14 protein-coding genes and 1 pseudogene are annotated in these 16,581 nt (G+C 67.4%); 7 read left to right on the top strand and 8 right to left on the bottom strand.

Going from position 1 to position 16,581, the window contains the following annotated elements; all coding sequences use genetic code 11:
- Nucleotides 1-2: 2 nt before the first annotated feature.
- Entirely contained in the window at nucleotides 3-662 is a 660-nt protein-coding gene (locus PT015_RS00890) for a TetR/AcrR family transcriptional regulator (RefSeq protein ID WP_285190853.1), read from the bottom strand.
- Between the two features lie 137 nt (nucleotides 663-799).
- Between PT015_RS00890 and PT015_RS00885 the strand changes: the two genes are divergently transcribed.
- Nucleotides 800-2,278, top strand: coding sequence for a cytochrome P450 (locus PT015_RS00885; protein ID WP_285188153.1), 1,479 nt, complete (start codon nucleotides 800-802; stop codon nucleotides 2,276-2,278).
- Nucleotides 2,279-2,348: 70 nt separating this feature from the next.
- On the opposite strand, the gene PT015_RS00880 is transcribed toward PT015_RS00885, so the two are convergent.
- The 3 genes from PT015_RS00880 to PT015_RS00870 form a co-directional block, all read right to left on the bottom strand.
- Nucleotides 2,349-2,831, bottom strand: coding sequence for a 2-isopropylmalate synthase (locus tag PT015_RS00880; protein WP_285188152.1), 483 nt, complete (start codon nucleotides 2,829-2,831; stop codon nucleotides 2,349-2,351).
- A gap of 166 nt (nucleotides 2,832-2,997) precedes the next feature.
- Entirely contained in the window at nucleotides 2,998-4,359 is a 1,362-nt protein-coding gene (locus PT015_RS00875; RefSeq protein WP_285190852.1) for a FadR/GntR family transcriptional regulator, read from the bottom strand.
- A 79-nt stretch (nucleotides 4,360-4,438) separates the two neighbouring features.
- On the bottom strand, nucleotides 4,439-5,632 hold the full coding sequence (locus tag PT015_RS00870; RefSeq protein WP_285188150.1) for a thiolase family protein: 1,194 nt from the start codon (nucleotides 5,630-5,632) through the stop codon (nucleotides 4,439-4,441).
- A 60-nt stretch (nucleotides 5,633-5,692) separates the two neighbouring features.
- Here PT015_RS00870 and PT015_RS00865 point away from each other — a divergent pair, with 60 nt between their 5' ends.
- A complete protein-coding gene (locus PT015_RS00865) occupies nucleotides 5,693-6,043 on the top strand; it encodes a Zn-ribbon domain-containing OB-fold protein (RefSeq protein WP_390887909.1) in 351 nt (116 codons plus the stop codon).
- A 31-nt stretch (nucleotides 6,044-6,074) separates the two neighbouring features.
- On the opposite strand, the gene PT015_RS00860 is transcribed toward PT015_RS00865, so the two are convergent.
- Nucleotides 6,075-8,240, bottom strand: a complete 2,166-nt coding sequence (locus PT015_RS00860; protein ID WP_285188147.1) for an acyl-CoA dehydrogenase — start codon at nucleotides 8,238-8,240, stop codon at nucleotides 6,075-6,077.
- A 107-nt stretch (nucleotides 8,241-8,347) separates the two neighbouring features.
- Nucleotides 8,348-9,106, bottom strand: a complete 759-nt coding sequence (locus PT015_RS00855; RefSeq protein WP_285188145.1) for an SDR family NAD(P)-dependent oxidoreductase — start codon at nucleotides 9,104-9,106, stop codon at nucleotides 8,348-8,350.
- 97 nt (nucleotides 9,107-9,203) lie between these two features.
- Between PT015_RS00855 and PT015_RS00850 the strand changes: the two genes are divergently transcribed.
- From PT015_RS00850 to PT015_RS00840, 3 genes and pseudogenes are all read left to right on the top strand, one after another.
- The gene (locus PT015_RS00850) at nucleotides 9,204-10,739 is read left to right on the top strand and encodes an ATP-dependent DNA ligase (RefSeq protein WP_285188144.1); all 1,536 of its coding nucleotides are present in this window, start codon (nucleotides 9,204-9,206) and stop codon (nucleotides 10,737-10,739) included.
- 44 nt (nucleotides 10,740-10,783) lie between these two features.
- Nucleotides 10,784-13,045: a carbon starvation CstA family protein gene (locus PT015_RS00845; RefSeq protein ID WP_285188142.1), complete on the top strand. Its 2,262-nt coding sequence runs from the start codon at nucleotides 10,784-10,786 to the stop codon at nucleotides 13,043-13,045.
- 203 nt (nucleotides 13,046-13,248) lie between these two features.
- Nucleotides 13,249-14,322, top strand: a pseudogene (locus tag PT015_RS00840) (phosphatase PAP2 family protein); the annotation flags it as partial.
- On the opposite strand, the gene PT015_RS00835 reads toward PT015_RS00840, so the two are convergent.
- Entirely contained in the window at nucleotides 14,308-15,240 is a 933-nt protein-coding gene (locus PT015_RS00835) for a D-2-hydroxyacid dehydrogenase family protein (protein WP_390887908.1), read from the bottom strand. The pseudogene PT015_RS00840 and the gene PT015_RS00835 sit on opposite strands and share 15 nt — an antisense overlap.
- Before the next feature lie 97 nt (nucleotides 15,241-15,337).
- Here PT015_RS00835 and PT015_RS00830 point away from each other — a divergent pair, with 97 nt between their 5' ends.
- Together PT015_RS00830 and PT015_RS00825 are read left to right on the top strand one after the other, a co-directional pair.
- Nucleotides 15,338-15,511: a CsbD family protein gene (locus tag PT015_RS00830; RefSeq protein WP_285188137.1), complete on the top strand. Its 174-nt coding sequence runs from the start codon at nucleotides 15,338-15,340 to the stop codon at nucleotides 15,509-15,511.
- 110 nt (nucleotides 15,512-15,621) lie between these two features.
- On the top strand, nucleotides 15,622-16,065 hold the full coding sequence (locus PT015_RS00825) for an SRPBCC family protein (RefSeq protein WP_285188135.1): 444 nt from the start codon (nucleotides 15,622-15,624) through the stop codon (nucleotides 16,063-16,065).
- A 20-nt stretch (nucleotides 16,066-16,085) separates the two neighbouring features.
- On the opposite strand, the gene PT015_RS00820 is transcribed toward PT015_RS00825, so the two are convergent.
- The gene (locus PT015_RS00820) at nucleotides 16,086-16,568 is read right to left on the bottom strand and encodes a VOC family protein (protein ID WP_285188134.1); all 483 of its coding nucleotides are present in this window, start codon (nucleotides 16,566-16,568) and stop codon (nucleotides 16,086-16,088) included.
- Between the last annotated feature and the right edge of the window lie 13 nt (nucleotides 16,569-16,581).

Below are 16,581 nucleotides of genomic sequence, written 5' to 3'. Positions count from 1 at the left end.
GGCTAGGCCTGTAGCGAGCCGCCCCACAACGCGTTGAGCCACAGCGCCTCGAGCACTCGCACCCCGCGTTGCACGTCGCCGTCGTCGCCCAGGTACGCGCTGTCACCGGACAGCATCTGCGCGGTGGTGACCGACAGAGTGCGAACCAGCGTCGCGATGTCGTCGCTGATCGGGTGGGCGGTCCCGGCCCGCAACTCGTCTTCGACGATGCCGATGATCTGCTGGACGACGCCCTCGACCTGTTGGTTGAGCAGATCGCGGATCTCGGCGTCGGTGTTGCGGGCCGCGTTGCACGCCGACATCACCGGATCGTTGTGGGCGTAGACCGCCGCCGCGCTGCCGACCATCCGCCTGGCGAAGGCCGCCGGGGTCTCGTCGGCTCCGCGCGGCGCGAAGTACTCGGTCAGCTCCTCGAGTTCGTGGGTGGCGTCGGCCAGGATCTGCGCCAGCACGGCGTATTTCGAGTCGAAGTAAAAGTAGAAGCCCGACCGGGCCACGCCCGCGCGATCGCTGATGGTGCTCACCGAGAGCTGGGCGAACGGCTTCTCCTCGAGCAACCCGCGGACCGCCTGAACGATGGCGTGGCGCTGTCGATCACCGCGCCGCCGTGGGACCGGCACGCCCTGGGCCTCGTCGCCCGCCCGGTCGACCCCCTGTTCGATGCGCACCCTACGACCTTGCACTACGCCACACCCAAAAGGAAACTTGACAGCCGTCAAGTTTCCTCAGAAGATGTCGGGTAGTGACATCTGCCACACACGCGATCGCTGTTGGCCGCACGCCCGGATGAAGGAAGTCAATGACGACGATCAGCAACACCGGATACCTGCTTGACCAGGCCAAGCGCCGCTTCACCCCGACGGTGAACACGATCCCCGGCATGGGGATGCTGGAAAAGCGGCTGCTGAACGTCGACTGGCCCACGCGCGAACTGGCCACGCCGCCGGCCGGCAGCGGCCTGAAGCCGGTGATGGGCGACAGCGGACTGCCCGTGCTGGGCCACATCATCGAGATGTTCCGCGGCGGCCCGAACTTCCCGCTGCACCTCTACAACACGCGCGGCCCGGTGTTCTACGCCGAATCCGCCGCGCTGCCGTCGGTCGTCGCGATCGGCCCGGACGCCACCCAGGCGATCTTCTCCAACCGCAACAAGGAGTTCTCGCAGAAGGGCTGGCACCCGGTGATCGGGCCGTTCTTCAACCGCGGCCTGATGATGCTCGACTTCGACGAGCACATGTACCACCGGCGGATCATGCAGGAGGCGTTCACCCGCAGCCGGCTGACCGGCTACGTCGACCACATCGACGCGGTGGCGTCGTCGGTGGTAGCCGGCTACCCGACCGACGACGCCCGCTTCCTTTTCCACCCGGCGATGAAGGAACTCACCCTCGACATCGCCTCGGTGGTCTTCATGGGCCACGAGCCCGGCACCGACCATGACCTGGTCACCAAGGTGAACCAGGCGTTCACCACCACCACCCGAGCCGGCGGAGCGATCATCCGGACCAGCGTTCCACCGTTCAAGTGGTGGCGTGGCAAGCAGGCCCGCAAGGTGCTCGAGGACTACTTCGTCGAGCGGGTCAAGGAGCAGCGCCACAACGTCGACGGCACCGACATGCTCTCGGTGCTGTGTCACACCGAGGACGAGGACGGCAACAGCTTCACCAACGACGACATCGTCAATCACATGATCTTCCTGATGATGGCGGCGCACGACACCTCGACGTCGACGACCACCACGATGGCCTACAACCTGGCCGCTAACCCGGAGTGGCAGGAGCGCTGCCGCGACGAGTCGGACCGGCTCGGCGACGGGCCGCTGGACATCGAGGCATTGGAGAAGCTGGAGACGCTCGACCTGGTGATGGACGAGTCGCTGCGCCTCGTCACCCCGCTGCCGTTCAACATGCGCCAGACCGTGCGCGACACCGACCTGCTCGGCCACTACCTGCCGGCCGGCACCAACGTCGTCACCTGGCCGGGTACCAACCACTGGCTGCCCGAGCTGTGGACCGACCCGCTGAAGTTCGACCCCGAGCGGTTCCTCGAGCCGCGTAACGAGCACAAGCAGCACCGGTATGCGTTCGCGCCGTTCGGCGGCGGTGCGCACAAGTGCATCGGCATGGTCTTCGGCCGCCTCGAGGTCAAGACGATCCTGCACCGCCTGCTGCGGCGCTACCGCCTCGAACTCGCCCGGCCCGGTTACCAGCCACGCTGGGACTACGGCGGCATGCCGATTCCGATGGACGGCATGCCGATCGTGCTTCGTCGCCTCTAGTTCTGCGCTCCGAACGTCGACTTGTTGTGGCAGAGAAGCGGTCTCGAGGCCGAAAAGTCGACGCTCGCGGTCAGCGGCTCGTCGAGTACAGCCGGTTCGCGCAGGCGATGACGGCCGACAGGGCGGACTGCGTCGGGTCGGCAGCGTGGCCCATCGCCCACTCGGCGCGGCAGCCGTCGGTGCCGCGGATGAACGTCGCGGTGGTGTCGTCGGACTGCAGCTGATGGAACTTCAGCATCTCGACCGCAACCCCGCGCTCGTGCAGCATCGCGGTGAGCGCGGCGACCGGGCCGTTCGCGGTGGCCGTCGCGGTTTCGATGCGGTCACCGAGCGCCAGGGTTGCCTGAAACGTGCGTGGTCCGAGCCGGGTGGCGGGCCGGCCGTCGTCGGCGCAAGCCCAGTGACGTAAGCGCAGCGGTCCACCGCTCGGTGCATAGGTGGCGGTGAAGGTGCTCCACGACATGGTGTCGGCGTCTTCGCGAAGCCCGCGCGGCAACGGAACACCGTCGAAGAGCAGCGTCGGAGATTCGGGTGAAGCGAAGGTGATGGTCATGTGCCGGTCGTCTTCTCTGGTCTGAAGGAGTGACCGACGGGTAGTAGCTTCCGACCCACAGCGGGGGGTCGGTCTGGATCAGACCCCGCTGCGGGTGCTGGCTACTACGAGACGATGTTGCACGTCGCCGAGGGTAGACGCTGCCGGGCGGGCGCTGCAACCTCTTTTACAGCCACCAGGAGGCGGCGGCGTCCAGATGACGGCGGATGCGGTGTCGCGCCAGGCTGTCGTCACCCCGGCCGATCGCCTCGACGATGCGCAGGTGGGCGCGCCGCACTTCGACCAAGTCGCCATGGCTGGGAACCGGCTGGTCGGTGCTCGCCCAATAGCGGCGGAAGACCTCGACAAGGATGCGCAGGAACAGCTCCAGCACGGCGTTGCCGGCCAGCGTGGCCAGCCCGGCGTGGAACAGGAATTCCTCGACACCGGCCTTGCCGGGGTCGTCGCCGGCGGCCTCGATCGTCCGCCGTTGCCTGTCCAGGAAGTCGCGAACCTCCGGCTCGTCGTGGCGGGCGACGACCTTGGCCACGTTGTCGATCTCGATGGCGTCGCGGATGAGGGTCAGGTCCTCGCGGCGGGGGCGGCGGTACTGGAGATACAGCGCGATGGTGTCGATGCTGGCCTGCGCCTGGGGTTCGGCAACCACCAGCCCGCCGCCGGGCCCGCGCCGGGTGGTGGCGACGGCGTGATACTCCAGGAGCCGCACCGCTTCCCGCAACACGGCGCGGCTGACCTGATAGCGCTCCAGCAGCGCCACCTCGCTGCCGAACACCTCTCCCACCGGCCAGCCGCTGCTGGCGATGTCGTCGCGAATGGCAGCGGCCAATACCTCGGCCAGCTTGCCTTGCGGCGCTTCATGATTCACACGACGTCGACGTGCGCGGGGCCGGTGGTGATCCTGCAGCCACTTGGTCACCGACGCCGCGTGCTGCTCGCTGAGCGTCATGGCGCGGGCCGCATCCCCGGCGGTGACGGCCGCGACGATGGCCGAGTGGTCGCGGTGCCGGTGCTCGATCGCCTCGAACGCGTCGTGGGCCGAGTCGAGTCGCGAGTCTTGCGCGTACCGGACGGTCAGCCGCATCAGGATGTCGATAAACAGTTGCAGCACCGGGTTTTTCGATTGCTCCGCTAGGGCCGCGTGGAATTCGTCGCTGGGCGGACCGGGCTGCCGGTGCTCGGTACGAACCACCTCCCGCAACCGCTCGATGCCCGATTCATCGATGAGCTGCGCGGCCCGCGACGCCGCCAGCGGCTCCAGCAGCAGCCGGGCGTCGAGCAGATCGCCGATGGTGATGCCCAGGTACTCCAGGTAGATGATGATCGCGTGGGTGGCCGGAGCGGCGTCCGGTTCGCAAATCAGCAGGCCGCCGTTGGGCCCGCGCCGCATCTGCGCGACCCGATGATGCTCGACGAGCCGAACGGCTTCCCGCAGCACCGAGCGGCTCACCTGGTAGCGCTCCTGCAGTGACTGCTCCGAGCCGAGCGACTCCCCGACCGGCCAGCCTCGGCGGATGACGTCGGCCTCCATCAGACGGGCGATCTGGGACGCCCGCTTGTCGGCTCCGGCGTGCGCAGGAGAGCTCGATGGAGCTCTCACACAACCGGATTCAGCATGTGAACAACATGCATCCGGCGATCGGTCCACCGCCGACCGCGGCGACAGCGACCTCGGGACGACGCGTCACCTGCCGCTCCCCCGCCTCGCCACGCAACTGCAGACAGGTCTCGTGCAGCAGCCAATAGCCGTGCATCCGTCCCGCCGAGAGTTGGCCGCCGTAGGTGTTCAGCGGTAGCGCACCGTTCAGTGCGATCCGCTCCGCACCCTCGACGAACGGTCCGGCTTCGCCGTCACCGCAGATGCCCAGCGCTTCCAGCCACGCGAAAGTGAGGAAGGTGAACCCGTCGTAAAGTTCCGCGAGTTGCAGGTCGGCCGGCGTCAGGTTGGTGCGTGACCACATCTGCGCGGCGGCATCGGCGGACGCCATCTTCGGGTAGTCGGCGCGGTGGAACCAGCCGCCCGCGCCGTTGCTGCCACCGACCGCCTCGACCTTGACGGCCCGGTGCGGACAGTCCTTGGCGTACTCGGCGGAGGAAACAACCAGCGCGACCGAGCCGTCGATCGGCACGTCGCAGTCGAGCAACCCCAACGGCAGCGACACCGGCCGCGCGGCCAGGTAGTCGTCCATCGTCATCGGATCGCGATACACCGCGCGGGGATTCAGCGCGGCGTTACGCCGGCTGTTGACCGCCAGCCAGCCCAGCTGTTCCTTGGTGGTGCCGTACAGCTCCATGTGCCGACGGCATACCAGCGCCAGCCAATTCGCCGCCGAATACGCTTGGGCGGCAACAAGATCCTGAACGTCGTCCATGGGCCCGACAATGGGCGGAATCTCACCCTCGACGGGATCGAACATCTTTGCCATCGGCGGTGGTTCGGCATTCTCGTCCGGCTTCACCGGGACCGTGCCGCCCAGCATCTGGATCGTCCGATAAACGAGGACGTGTCGCGCGTGGCCCTCGGAGACCGCGCGGCACGCGGAGATCACCGGATTCAGCAGACCGCCGTGATTGAAGCCCGTCCCGCAGTCGCCCGCTTGGATACCCAGTTCGGCGTTGACCTCGGCGGCGGGAGTGTCACCGAGGGTGGCGATCCCGTCGATATCACTCGGCGTCAGGCCGGCGTCCTCGATGGCCTCGTGCACCGACTCCATTGTCAGCTCGAGCCCGGGAATGCCGGTGCGACGGCCGATTCGGGAGATACCGATGCCGGAAATGATCGCGTCTTTTTCGAAGTAGCTCATCTGCGCCGTCCGTTAGACCAACCCGCTGCTCACCAGCCCAAGGCAATTGAGTGTACTGTATTGCCCGTGTCCACCGAGGCGACCTCTCAGCTGCAGATCGAGCACTGCGAGAACTGCGCACACTGGGTCCATCCCGCGGCCGACACCTGCCGGGACTGCGGCGGCGCGTTACAGGCCAAGCCGGTCTCCGGGCAGGGCAGCGTGTTCACCTACACGATCAACTACCACGCCTTCAACCCCGAGATCCCGACGCCATACGTCATCGCTCTGGTCGAACTCGCCGAGCAGGACGGGCTCAAGGTTGCGGCCAATATTGTTGACTGCGAACCCGATTCGGTGAGATGCGGGATGCGGGTCGAAGTATTGCCGGAGCCAGGCCCCGGCGGCGCGCCCCAATTCGCCCCGGCCTGATCCGTCGCCGAGCGTAGCGCTGCGGCGAGGCCTAGTTGATCAGCGGGTCGCGCGGCATCCCGAGAATCCGCTCGGCGATCTGGTTACGGGTCACTTCCGAAGTGCCGCCGGCGATGGCCATCGCCCGGGCGCTCATCACCAGCCGGCCCGCCAAAGCGCCGGCCCCGTCGTACAGCGCGGTCTCCGGTCCGGCCAGCGCCGCGGAGATCGCACCGCCCTCCACCATGTGGTCGGCCAGTTTGAGTTTGGTGACGTTGCCTTCCGGCCCCGGGCCCGCGCCCTCCACGCTGCGCGCGACCCGACGTAGGTTCAGCAGCCGCAGGGCGTTCTCCTCGGCCAGGTAGACCCCCACCCGAGTTCGCCCACCCGACAACCGATCTGGCTGCGCCTTGACCTGCTCGACCAGCTGGGTGGCCAGACCCGCGTAGAAGGACCCGCTGCCGCCGATGCTCACTCGCTCATTGCCCAGCGTCGCCCGCGCCACCGTCCATCCCGTGTTGGGCTCGCCGACCACGTCCTCATCGGGCACGAACAGGTCGTTGAAGAAGACCTCGTTGAAGTCCGATCCGCCGGTGATCTGACGCAGCGGCCGCACCTCGACCTCGGGGGCGTTCATGTCGACGATCACCGTGGTGATGCCGGCGTGCTTGGGCGCATCGGGGTCGGTGCGTACGGTGGCGAGACCGCGCGCGCAGTAGTGCGCCCCGCTGGTCCAGACCTTCTGGCCGTTGATCTTCCAGCCGCCATCCACCCGGGTGGCCTTGGTCTTGATCGACGCCGCGTCCGAACCGGCTTCGGGCTCGGAGAACAGCTGGCACCAGATTTCGTCCTTGCGCAGCGCCTTCTCGACGAATCGCTCGATCTGCCAGGGTGTTCCGTGCTGCACCAGGGTCAGGATCACCCAGGCGGTGATGCCGTAGTCGGTGCGCTTGATGTTCGCGGCGCGGAACTCCTCCTCGATCACCAGCTGCTCCACCGGATCTGCGGCCAGGCCCCACGGCTTGGGCCAGTGGGGCATCACGTAACCGGTCTCGATCAGCTTGTCGCGCTGCGCCTGCTTTTCCAGACCGGCGAACTCGGCGACCTCCGTGTGGATCCGCGCCCGCATCTCCTCGGCCTCGGGCGGTAGGTCCAGGCTGTTCTCCCGGGTGACACCGGCGGAGGTGCGGTCGAAGACGTCCTCGGCGGGCGCGTCGCCGCCGAACAGCGCCGTCGTGACCAGCGCGCGGCGCAGGTGGAAGTGCGCGTCGTGCTCCCAGGTGAAACCGATACCGCCGTGTACCTGAATGTTCAATTCCGCATTGCGCGCATACGCTGGAAATGCCAGTGCCGCAGCCGAAGCCGCGGCAAGCCGGAACTGTTCCTCGTCTTCGGACTCGGCCCGCGATGCGTCCCACACCGAGGCGATGCCCGATTCCGAGGCGACGAGCATGTTGGCGCAGTGGTGCTTGATCGCCTGGAAGGTGGCGATGGTGCGGCCGAACTGCTGACGCACCTTGGCGTAGTCGACCGCGGAGTCGACGCAGTCCGCCGCTCCCCCGACCGCCTCGGCGGCGAGCAGCGTCCGGGCGCGCGCCAGCGCCGAATCGTGGGCGCCGGACAGGATGTCGTCGTCGCCGACGCTGACCTTTACCAGCTTCACCCGCCCCGAGCGACGGGTCGGGTCCAAGTTTTCCGGCACCTCGATCGAGACGCCCGACCGGTCGCGCTCGATCAGCAGCACGTCATCGCCGGCCGCGATCAGCAGCAGGTCGCCGAGCCCCGCGCCCAGCACGATGCCGGCATCACCGTCGGCGACGCCGTTGCTGACGCCGACACTGCCGCCCAGTCCGATGCCGGCGGTGACAGTTCCGTCGATCAGTCCCGGCAGTAGCCGCGACTTCTGTTCCGCGGAACCGTCTTTGGCGATGATCGACGATGCGATGACGGTCGGCACGAATGGGCCGGGTGCCACCGCGCGGCCGAGTTCATCGATGACCACCACGAGTTCCGGCAGCCCGAACCCCGAGCCGCCGTGCTCCTCGTCGATGTGCAGGCCGAGCCAGCCGAGCTCGACGATGCCCTGCCAGAACGGCGGCCGACTCTCCTCGGGTGCGTCCAGCAGCGCCCGCGCCGCCGCGCGGACCTTCTGCGACGTGAGGAACCCGCGGGCTACGTCGGCGAGTTCGCGATGATCGTCGGTCAGTGCGATACCCATGACAGGGCCTTCCTCTAGGACGCCATTGGCCGGTTTGGAAAGAGTGTACTTAAATGCGGAACGCCTCCCAACCGGGTGGTCGGTCGGGAGGCGTCGTCGCTAGCGCATCACTTCGGGGCGAAGCGCTGGCCGGCGTCGAGCCGCAGGCACTGGCCGTTCAGCATCGGGTTGTCGACGATCGCGGCCACCAGCTTGGCGTACTCCTCCGGGCGGCCCAGCCGCTTCGGGAACGCCGCGTCTTTGGTCAGCGCCGTTGCGAATTCGTCCGGGATGCCCTTGGTGAGCCCGGTCGCGAACAGGCTCGGTGCGATCGCCAGCACGCGGACGCCCACCGACCCCAGGTCACGGGCCATGGTCAGGCACATTCCCGCGATCCCAGCCTTGGCAGCGGTGTAGGCGACCTGCCCGATCTGGCCTTCGAACGCGGCGATCGAGGCGGTGTTGATGATGACGCCGCGCTCCTCGTCCTCGGGCTCGTTCTGGCTCATCAGGTGCGCGGCGATCCGGCTGATGTTGAACGTGGCGATCAGGTTGAGATCGATGGTCTGCTGGAAGGACTCGAGGTCGTGCGGACCGGTCTTCGAGATGGTCCGCTTGCCGATGCCGCCGCCCGCGGTGGTGACCGTGACGTGCAGCCCGCCGAGCTTCTCGGCGGCCGTCTTGAGGGTCTCCTCGGTGGCGGCGAAGTCGGTGACGTCGACCGGGTAGAAGTCGCCGCCGATGCCGGCCGCCACCTCCTTGCCGTCCGAGCCCTCCCGGTCGAAAATCGCCACGCTGGCACCGCGGGCGTGCAGCAGCTCGGCGCTCGCGCGGCCCATGCCCGAGGCACCGCCGATCACGATGACCTTCTTGCCGTTGATCTCCATCCAAACCTCCTTGTTTGTCCGGGGCAGCGCCCGCAGGTTAGCTGCACGTTATCGCGGTGACGCATGACGTTGTCGGTCAGGCATGTAAAGGTGGGTTGTGCTGCTGATCGACGTCGCGACCGCTTCCACCGAGGTGGGCGGCTCGGCGTCGCGGAAGGCCAAGACCGCGCGGATTGCCGAGTTGCTCGCCCAGGCCACGTCCGAACCCGCCCTGGCGGCGATCGTCGTCGCCTGGTTGTCCGGCGAGCTGCCACAGCGCCAGATCGGTGTGGGTTGGGCAGCGCTGCGGTCCATCCCGCCGCCCACGGCCTCGGCCAGTCTGACCGTTGACGGCGTCGACGCCGCCCTCTCGGCCATCGGCGCGGTGTCGGGAAAGGGTTCGCAGGCCAGGCGCGCCGAGCTACTCGCCCAATTATTCTCGGCGGCAACCGAAGTCGAGCAGACGTTCCTGCGCCGCCTGCTGACCGGCGAGCTGCGACAGGGCGCGCTGATCGGCGTGATGGCCGACGCGGTGGCCGCGGCGGCGGGCGTGCCGGCCGCGGCCGTGCGCCGCGCGGCGATGCTGGGCGGCGCCCTGCCCGCGGTCGCGGCGGCGGGACTGAGCGGCGGGATCGCGGCGCTGGACGAGTTCACCCTGCGGGTCGGGCGCCCCGTCGGGCCGATGCTGGCGCAAACCGCGGCCGGCGTCAGCGAGGCCCTCGAAAAGCTAGGCGGCAAGGGCGTTTTCGAGGCGAAGCTGGATGGCGCCCGCGTGCAGATCCACCGCTGCGGCGGCGAGGTCACCGTGTACACCCGGAGCCTCGACGACGTCACCGCCCGACTGCCCGAGGTGGTCGAGGCGACGCTGGCGTTGCCGGTCCGCGACCTGATCGCCGACGGCGAGGCCATCGCGCTGCGTCCGGACGGACGGCCGTATCCGTTCCAGGTCACCGGGTCGCGGTTCGGCCGCTCGGTCGACGTCGCGGCCGCCCGCACCGCGCAACCGCTGTCGGTGTTCTTCTTCGACATCCTGCACCGCGACGGCGACGACCTGCTCGACGCGCCGACCAGCGAGCGGGCCGCGGCGCTCGACGCGATCGTGCCCCGGCAGAACCGAGTCGACCGCTTGGTCACATCGGATCCCGTTGCGGCAGAGGAGTTTCTGAGGGCGACACTGGCAGCCGGTCACGAAGGTGTGATGGCCAAGTCGCTGACCGCACCCTACGAGGCGGGCCGGCGCGGGGCGGGCTGGCTCAAGGTCAAACCCGTACACACCCTGGATCTCGTGGTGCTCGCCGTAGAGTGGGGTTCGGGACGGCGACAGGGCAAGCTGTCCAACATCCATCTCGGCGCGCGCGACCCGGCCAGCGGCGACCTCGTCATGGTGGGCAAGACGTTCAAGGGCATGACCGACGCGATGCTCGAGTGGCAGACGGCGCGGTTCTCGGAGCTGGCCGTCGACGGCACCGACGGCTACGTCGTGCCGGTGCGGCCGGAACAGGTGGTCGAAATCGCGCTCGACGGGGTGCAGAAGTCGACGCGCTACCCCGGCGGCCTGGCGCTGCGGTTCGCCCGGGTGCTGCGCTACCGCGACGACAAGGGGCCCGCGGAAGCCGACACAATCGACACCGTGCGAGACATGTACGCGGGCTAAGCTGCGAGCGCCCAATCCGGCGTGTCCCCACGACAGGAGACGCAGTGGTAGCAACACCGCAGCCCACGCCCGACGTCGACAACGATCACCTGAGCTACGTCCACACCGATGCCGACCTGCCGCCGGTGGCGATCATCGACCGCTCACCGATCGGCACCCGCCACAAGATCCTCTTCGGCCTGATCGCCGTCGTCGGCGCAGCGGCCTGGGCGATGATCGCGTTCGTGCGCGGCGAGTCCGTCAACGCGGTCTGGTTCGTCGTCGCGGCGATCTGCACGTACGTGATCGGATACCGGTTCTACGCGCGATTGATCGAGACCAAGGTGGTCCGACCGCGCGACGACCATGCCACGCCCGCAGAGGTTTTCGACGACGGCACTGACTACGTGCCGACCGACCGGCGGGTGCTCTTCGGCCACCATTTCGCCGCGATCGCCGGCGCCGGGCCGCTCGTCGGACCGGTCCTGGCCACCCAGATGGGTTATCTGCCGAGCATCATCTGGATCGTCGTCGGCGCGGTGTTCGCCGGAGCGGTGCAGGACTACCTGGTGCTGTGGATCTCGACTCGCCGCCGCGGGCGCTCACTCGGTCAGATGGCCCGCGACGAACTCGGTGCGACCGGTGGCGCGGCCGCCCTGGTCGGGGCGTTCGTGATCATGGTGATCATCATCGCGGTGCTCGCCCTGGTGGTGGTGCGCGGACTGGCCGAAAGCCCCTGGGGCGTGTTCTCCATCGCGATGACCATTCCGATCGCAGTGTTCATGGGGTGCTACCTGCGGTTCCTGCGTCCCGGACGGGTCACCGAAGTGTCCGTGATCGGCTTTGTGCTGCTGATGGCCGCAGTGGCATCCGGCCGCTACGTCAGCGAAACGGCTTGGGGCGCTTCGTGGTTGAACCTGTCGCCGGTGACGGTGTCCTGGCTGATCGTCGGCTACGGGTTTGTCGCATCCGTGCTGCCGGTGTGGTTACTCCTCGCTCCCCGCGATTACCTCTCGACGTTCATGAAGGTCGGCGCGATCGCCCTGCTGGCGGTCGGCATCTGCGTCGCCCACCCGGTCATGCACGCGCCCGCGGTGTCCCACTTCGCCGGTCACGGTGGCGGACCGGTGTTTTCCGGATCGCTGTTTCCGTTCCTGTTCATCACGATCGCGTGCGGCGCGCTGTCGGGATTCCATGCGCTGATCTCATCGGGCACCACTCCGAAGTTGCTCGAAAAGGAGAGCCAGATGCGGCTCATCGGCTATGGCGGCATGCTGACCGAGTCGTTTGTCGCGGTGATGGCACTCATCAGCGCATCGATCCTCGACCAGCACCTCTACTTCGCGCTCAATGCGCCGATCGCCCGCACCGGCGGCACCGCATCGACCGCCGCCGCGTACGTCAATCACCTTGGTCTGCAAGGACCTTCGACAACAGCGGCCGAACTCACCGAGGCCGCCGCCAGCGTCGGCGAGAAATCGATCGTGTCGCGCACCGGCGGCGCGCCGACCCTCGCGGTCGGGATGTCCGAAGTGCTGCAACGGTTTCTGGGCGGGTCGAACCTGAAGTCCTTCTGGTATCACTTCGCGATCATGTTCGAGGCCCTCTTCATCCTCACCGCCGTCGACGCGGGCACCAGGGTCGCGCGCTTCATGCTCTCCGATGCGCTCGGCAATATCGGCGGACCGCTGACCAAGCTGAGGAACCCGGGCTGGCGACCGGGCGTGTGGCTGTGCAGCCTCGCCGTCGCGGGCGCGTGGGGCGGCATCCTCTTGATGGGGGTGACCGATCCGCTGGGCGGAATCAACACGCTTTTCCCCCTGTTCGGTATCGCGAACCAGCTGCTGGCCGCGATCGCGCTGACCGTCGTCACGGTGATCGTGGTGAAAAAGGGTTACCTCACGTGGGCGTGGATCCCCGGCGCGCCGTTGGTGTGGGATCTGACGGTCACACTCACCGCGTCGTGGCAGAAGATCTTCTCCGCCGATCCCGCCGTCGGATACTGGGCGCAACACGCGCAGTACGTGGCGGCCGAAGCGGCGGGCAAGACGTCGTTCGGATCGGCCAGGACGCCCGAGCAGATCTCCGACGTCGTCAGAAACACCTTCATCCAGGGCACCCTGTCGATCCTGTTCGCGGCCGTGGTGCTGATCGTGCTGATCGCGGCAATCACGGTGATAGTCAAGGCAATTCACGGCAACGGGCCGCCGCTGTCCGAAGACGACCCGGTACCGTCGAAGATGTTCGCCCCGTCCGGCATGATCGCCACCGCGGGTGAACGCGGTATGCAGCGCCAGTGGTTGGCACTCCTACATCTCGACCACTGAATCCGATAACCGGCAGCGAATTCACAGGTGCCGCCTAGGCACCCGCTAGAACCTTCATAACCAGCGGGAAAACCACTCGCCGACAGCGTCTTTCGCCGATCTGTCCGCCGAAACAGCTATCGCGGCGACAATGAACGGATGGAATACGGCGGGCAACGAATAAGGTCGGGCTGGTGTCAGTAACCACCGCCCGACGGATTCGCCTGTCCCCGCGACAGGCCGCCGTAGCACCGCAGCCGCAGCACGCCGGCCGCGCGCGTCGTGAGCGCCTGCTCACGCTCGCGCGGCGGACCGCCATCGTCGGCTGGGCGACGGTGGTCGCCTACCGGACCGTCACCGAGGGGTTGGCATTCGACCGCCAACTGCTACTGCTCTACATCGCCACCGGACTGATCGCCGCGAGCATCGGCCGCGGGCACAAAGTGTTCGCGGTGGTCCGCGACTGGCTGCCGTTCGCGCTCGTTCTGGTGCTTTACGACCTCAGCCGGGGCGCGGCGGACATGCTCGGCGCCCCGACGCTGTGGCAGTTCCAGCCCGCGGCCGACCGGTGGCTGTTCTTCGGCACGGTTCCTACGGTGTGGCTGCAGGAGCACATCAAGCTGGCACAACCGCCGTGGTGGGAAGTGCTCATCAGCAGCATCTACATGTCGTTCTTTGTGCTGCCGTACGTGGTCGCAGGCGTGCTGTGGTTGCGCAACCGGACCGAATGGGCGGCGTTCGTCCGGCGATTCGTCGCGCTGTCCTTCGCCGCCCTCGTCGTCTATGTGGTGCTACCCGCCGCACCACCGTGGGCGGCCGCGAGTTGCACCGCCGCCGACGTCACCGGTGGTCCGTCAAACCCGCCATGCATGTTCCATGGTCCCGCCGGCGTCGCCGACGGCGGTCTGCTCGGCGCCATGCGGACGAGCCAGCCCGGCGCCCACCAGTTCGTGGAACGGATCTCCACCCGCGGTTGGGGCACGCTGCACCTCCAGTCGGCCGGGGCGTTGCTCGACTCCGGCCAGGCGAGCGTGAACCTGGTCGCGGCGATCCCCTCGCTGCACGCAGCGGTGACCGCGATGATCTCGATGTTCCTGTGGCGTCGGGTCAGGCGCGGTTGGCGTCCATTACTGATCGCCTATCCGCTGGCGATGGCGTTCGTGCTGGTGTACTCCGCCGAACACTTCGCCGTCGACATCCTGCTCGGCTGGGCGCTCGCCGCGCTGGTGTCGGCGGCGATGAGCCTGCTCGATTCGTGGTGGGATCGTCGTCGCGCGGCGAAGTCAGCCGTGCTGACTCAGCCACCGGGCGATCTTGGCGACGGAGTCCCCGTAGAAGACGCGGTAGACCTGTTCGGCCACGTAGCCGATGTGCGGAGTGGCGACGACGTTGTCCAACGTCCGCAACGGGTGCCCGGCCGGCAACGGCTCGGTGTCGAACACGTCGAGGCCGGCGCCGGCGATGCGCCGCGACCGCAACGCCTCGACGAGCGCTGCCTCGTCGACAATCGGTCCGCGAGAGGTGTTGACTAGCAACGCCGTCGACTTCATCAACGCGAGCTCGTCGGCGCCGACCAGCCGGTGCGAGCGTTCGCTGAGCTTGAGGTGGATCGTCAGCACGTCGGCGCGGCTGAACAGCTCCTCCTTCGAGACGTAGGTCGCGCCGGCCTCTTCGGCGGCCTCGGGGGTCAGGTTGGTGCTCCACGCGATGACGTCCATGCCGAACGCCTTGCCGACCTGCGCGACGCGGCTGCCGATGCGGCCGAGCCCCAGCACGCCCAACACGCTGCCGCCGAGTTGCAGGCCGACCGATGTCTGCCAGCCGCCGCCGCGCACCGAAGCGGCTTCGTCGCCGATCCGGCGCGCGGTCGTCAGTATCAACGCCCAGGTGAGTTCGATCGTCGACTCGACGTACCCGCCCGTGCCGCTGACGTAGATCCCACGTTCCTTGGCGGCGTCCGTGTCGATCGAGGCGTTGAACGGCCCGGTCGAGGCGATCATCTTCAGCCGGGGCAGCCGCTCGATGACGGCCCGCGGCAGCGGTGTGCGTTCGCGCATCACGCAGATCACGTCGAACGGAGCGAGGCGTTGCACCAGGGCGTCCGGGTCGGCGACATGGTCGTTGAACACGGTGATCGCCGCGCGTTCGGCCACCGGCGACCAATCGGCCATGGTCAGCGCCACATCCTGGTAATCGTCGAGGATTGCGACCCGCATCGTGCCAATCTCGCATACCGCGTTTGGCCGCCAACACCGCCGGGTACAGACCCCCAACGCAATCCGCGGTGTTCAGACAACGAGGGAGCTGAAGAGCATGGGTCTTCACGACAAGGTCAGCAACAAGATCGACGATGTTGCCGGCAAGGCCAAAGAGGGTCTCGGTAAGGCCACCGACGACAAGAGCACTGAGACCGAAGGCAAGCTCGACCAGGCCAAGTCCAGCATCAAGGACGCAGTCGAGGACGTGAAGGACGCCTTCAAGAAGTAACCCACAGACCAGCACAGAGGACGGCCACCGGTGTACCTGACCCCGGTGGTCTTCCGCTTTTTGGGCTCGGCATGCCGCGTCGAATTCGCGCGAGCGGGTAGACCACTTTCATGCCATCCGTGTCACGTCACTTTTCCGTCCGACCGTCGCAGGCTCAAGTCGTTGACTACCTCAAGGATTTCGCCCACACGACGGAGTGGGACCCGGGCACTCAAGCGTGCACACGGACAGACAGTGGCCCTGTCGCCGTAGGTGCTACCTGGCACAACGTTTCCAGGATATTCGGCATCACCGCGGAATTGACCTACACGTTGAAAGAGCTGACCGAATCAAGGCTGGTGTTCGTCGGTGAGAATCAATCGTCGATCTCGACCGACACCATCGCAGTGGAGGCGCACGGTACCGGCTCGACGCTGACTTACCGGGCCGACCTGACGATGAAGGGTCTGGCCAAACTGCTGAACCCGTTGATGAAGATCGTCTTCGAGAAGCTGGCCAGCGATACCGAAACGCAACTGACGACGGTGTTGAACCGCCTCGCGACGGCAAACTAGAAGCGGTACTCCGGCGCGGCTCACCCCGCCCGGTCGGCAGGGCTCGTCCAGTGCTCGCCCGATGAGACCCCTTCCGCGGGCTCGTTGACAGCGAAGACAAAGGGCGCGAACACCACCTCACGGCCATCCGGGTCGAGAAACGTGAATGCCCCCGTCGCAGCCCAATACGGATGCGAGTCAACGGGTTTCGCTCCTGACTCGACAAGTCTGGTCGTCGCCCGCTGTCGAGATTCGGCGTCGGGAAAATACAGGCAGAGCTGTTCGTGACGGTCGACCGCGACGGGTTCGGTCGCCGCCACGATCTCGAAGGTCAGCGCCGAGTCGGGTAGGCCGAAGATCGCTCCGGTGCTGCCGAAGCTCTCCTCGAAGGTCGCGCAGAGTGGTAGGCCGACCAGGTCGCGGTAGAAGCGGACGGTCTCGTCGAAATGCGCTGAGCGGCGGGCGAATCGGAGCGCTCCGAGCGATGCGAGGTGGGTGGGCCACGTTGGTGCAGGTTGAGCCATGTCGATCACGCTA

Source organism: Candidatus Mycobacterium wuenschmannii, assembly GCF_030252325.1.
Taxonomy (GTDB): Bacteria; Actinomycetota; Actinomycetes; order Mycobacteriales; family Mycobacteriaceae; genus Mycobacterium; species Mycobacterium wuenschmannii.
This window is presented reverse-complemented; position numbering and strand designations above follow the sequence as displayed.

Coding starts and splice junctions, on each gene's coding strand:
- PT015_RS00885 (WP_285188153.1), top strand. CDS start 800: ATGACGACGATCAGCAACACCGGATACCTGCTTGACCAGGCCAAGCGC.
- PT015_RS00820 (WP_285188134.1), bottom strand. CDS start 16,568: ATGGCTCAACCTGCACCAACGTGGCCCACCCACCTCGCATCGCTCGGA.
- PT015_RS00855 (WP_285188145.1), bottom strand. CDS start 9,106: ATGGAGATCAACGGCAAGAAGGTCATCGTGATCGGCGGTGCCTCGGGC.
- PT015_RS00825 (WP_285188135.1), top strand. CDS start 15,622: ATGCCATCCGTGTCACGTCACTTTTCCGTCCGACCGTCGCAGGCTCAA.
- PT015_RS00875 (WP_285190852.1), bottom strand. CDS start 4,359: ATGGAGGCCGACGTCATCCGCCGAGGCTGGCCGGTCGGGGAGTCGCTC.
- PT015_RS00830 (WP_285188137.1), top strand. CDS start 15,338: ATGGGTCTTCACGACAAGGTCAGCAACAAGATCGACGATGTTGCCGGC.
- PT015_RS00860 (WP_285188147.1), bottom strand. CDS start 8,240: ATGGGTATCGCACTGACCGACGATCATCGCGAACTCGCCGACGTAGCC.
- PT015_RS00835 (WP_390887908.1), bottom strand. CDS start 15,240: ATGCGGGTCGCAATCCTCGACGATTACCAGGATGTGGCGCTGACCATG.
- PT015_RS00880 (WP_285188152.1), bottom strand. CDS start 2,831: ATGACCATCACCTTCGCTTCACCCGAATCTCCGACGCTGCTCTTCGAC.
- PT015_RS00870 (WP_285188150.1), bottom strand. CDS start 5,632: ATGAGCTACTTCGAAAAAGACGCGATCATTTCCGGCATCGGTATCTCC.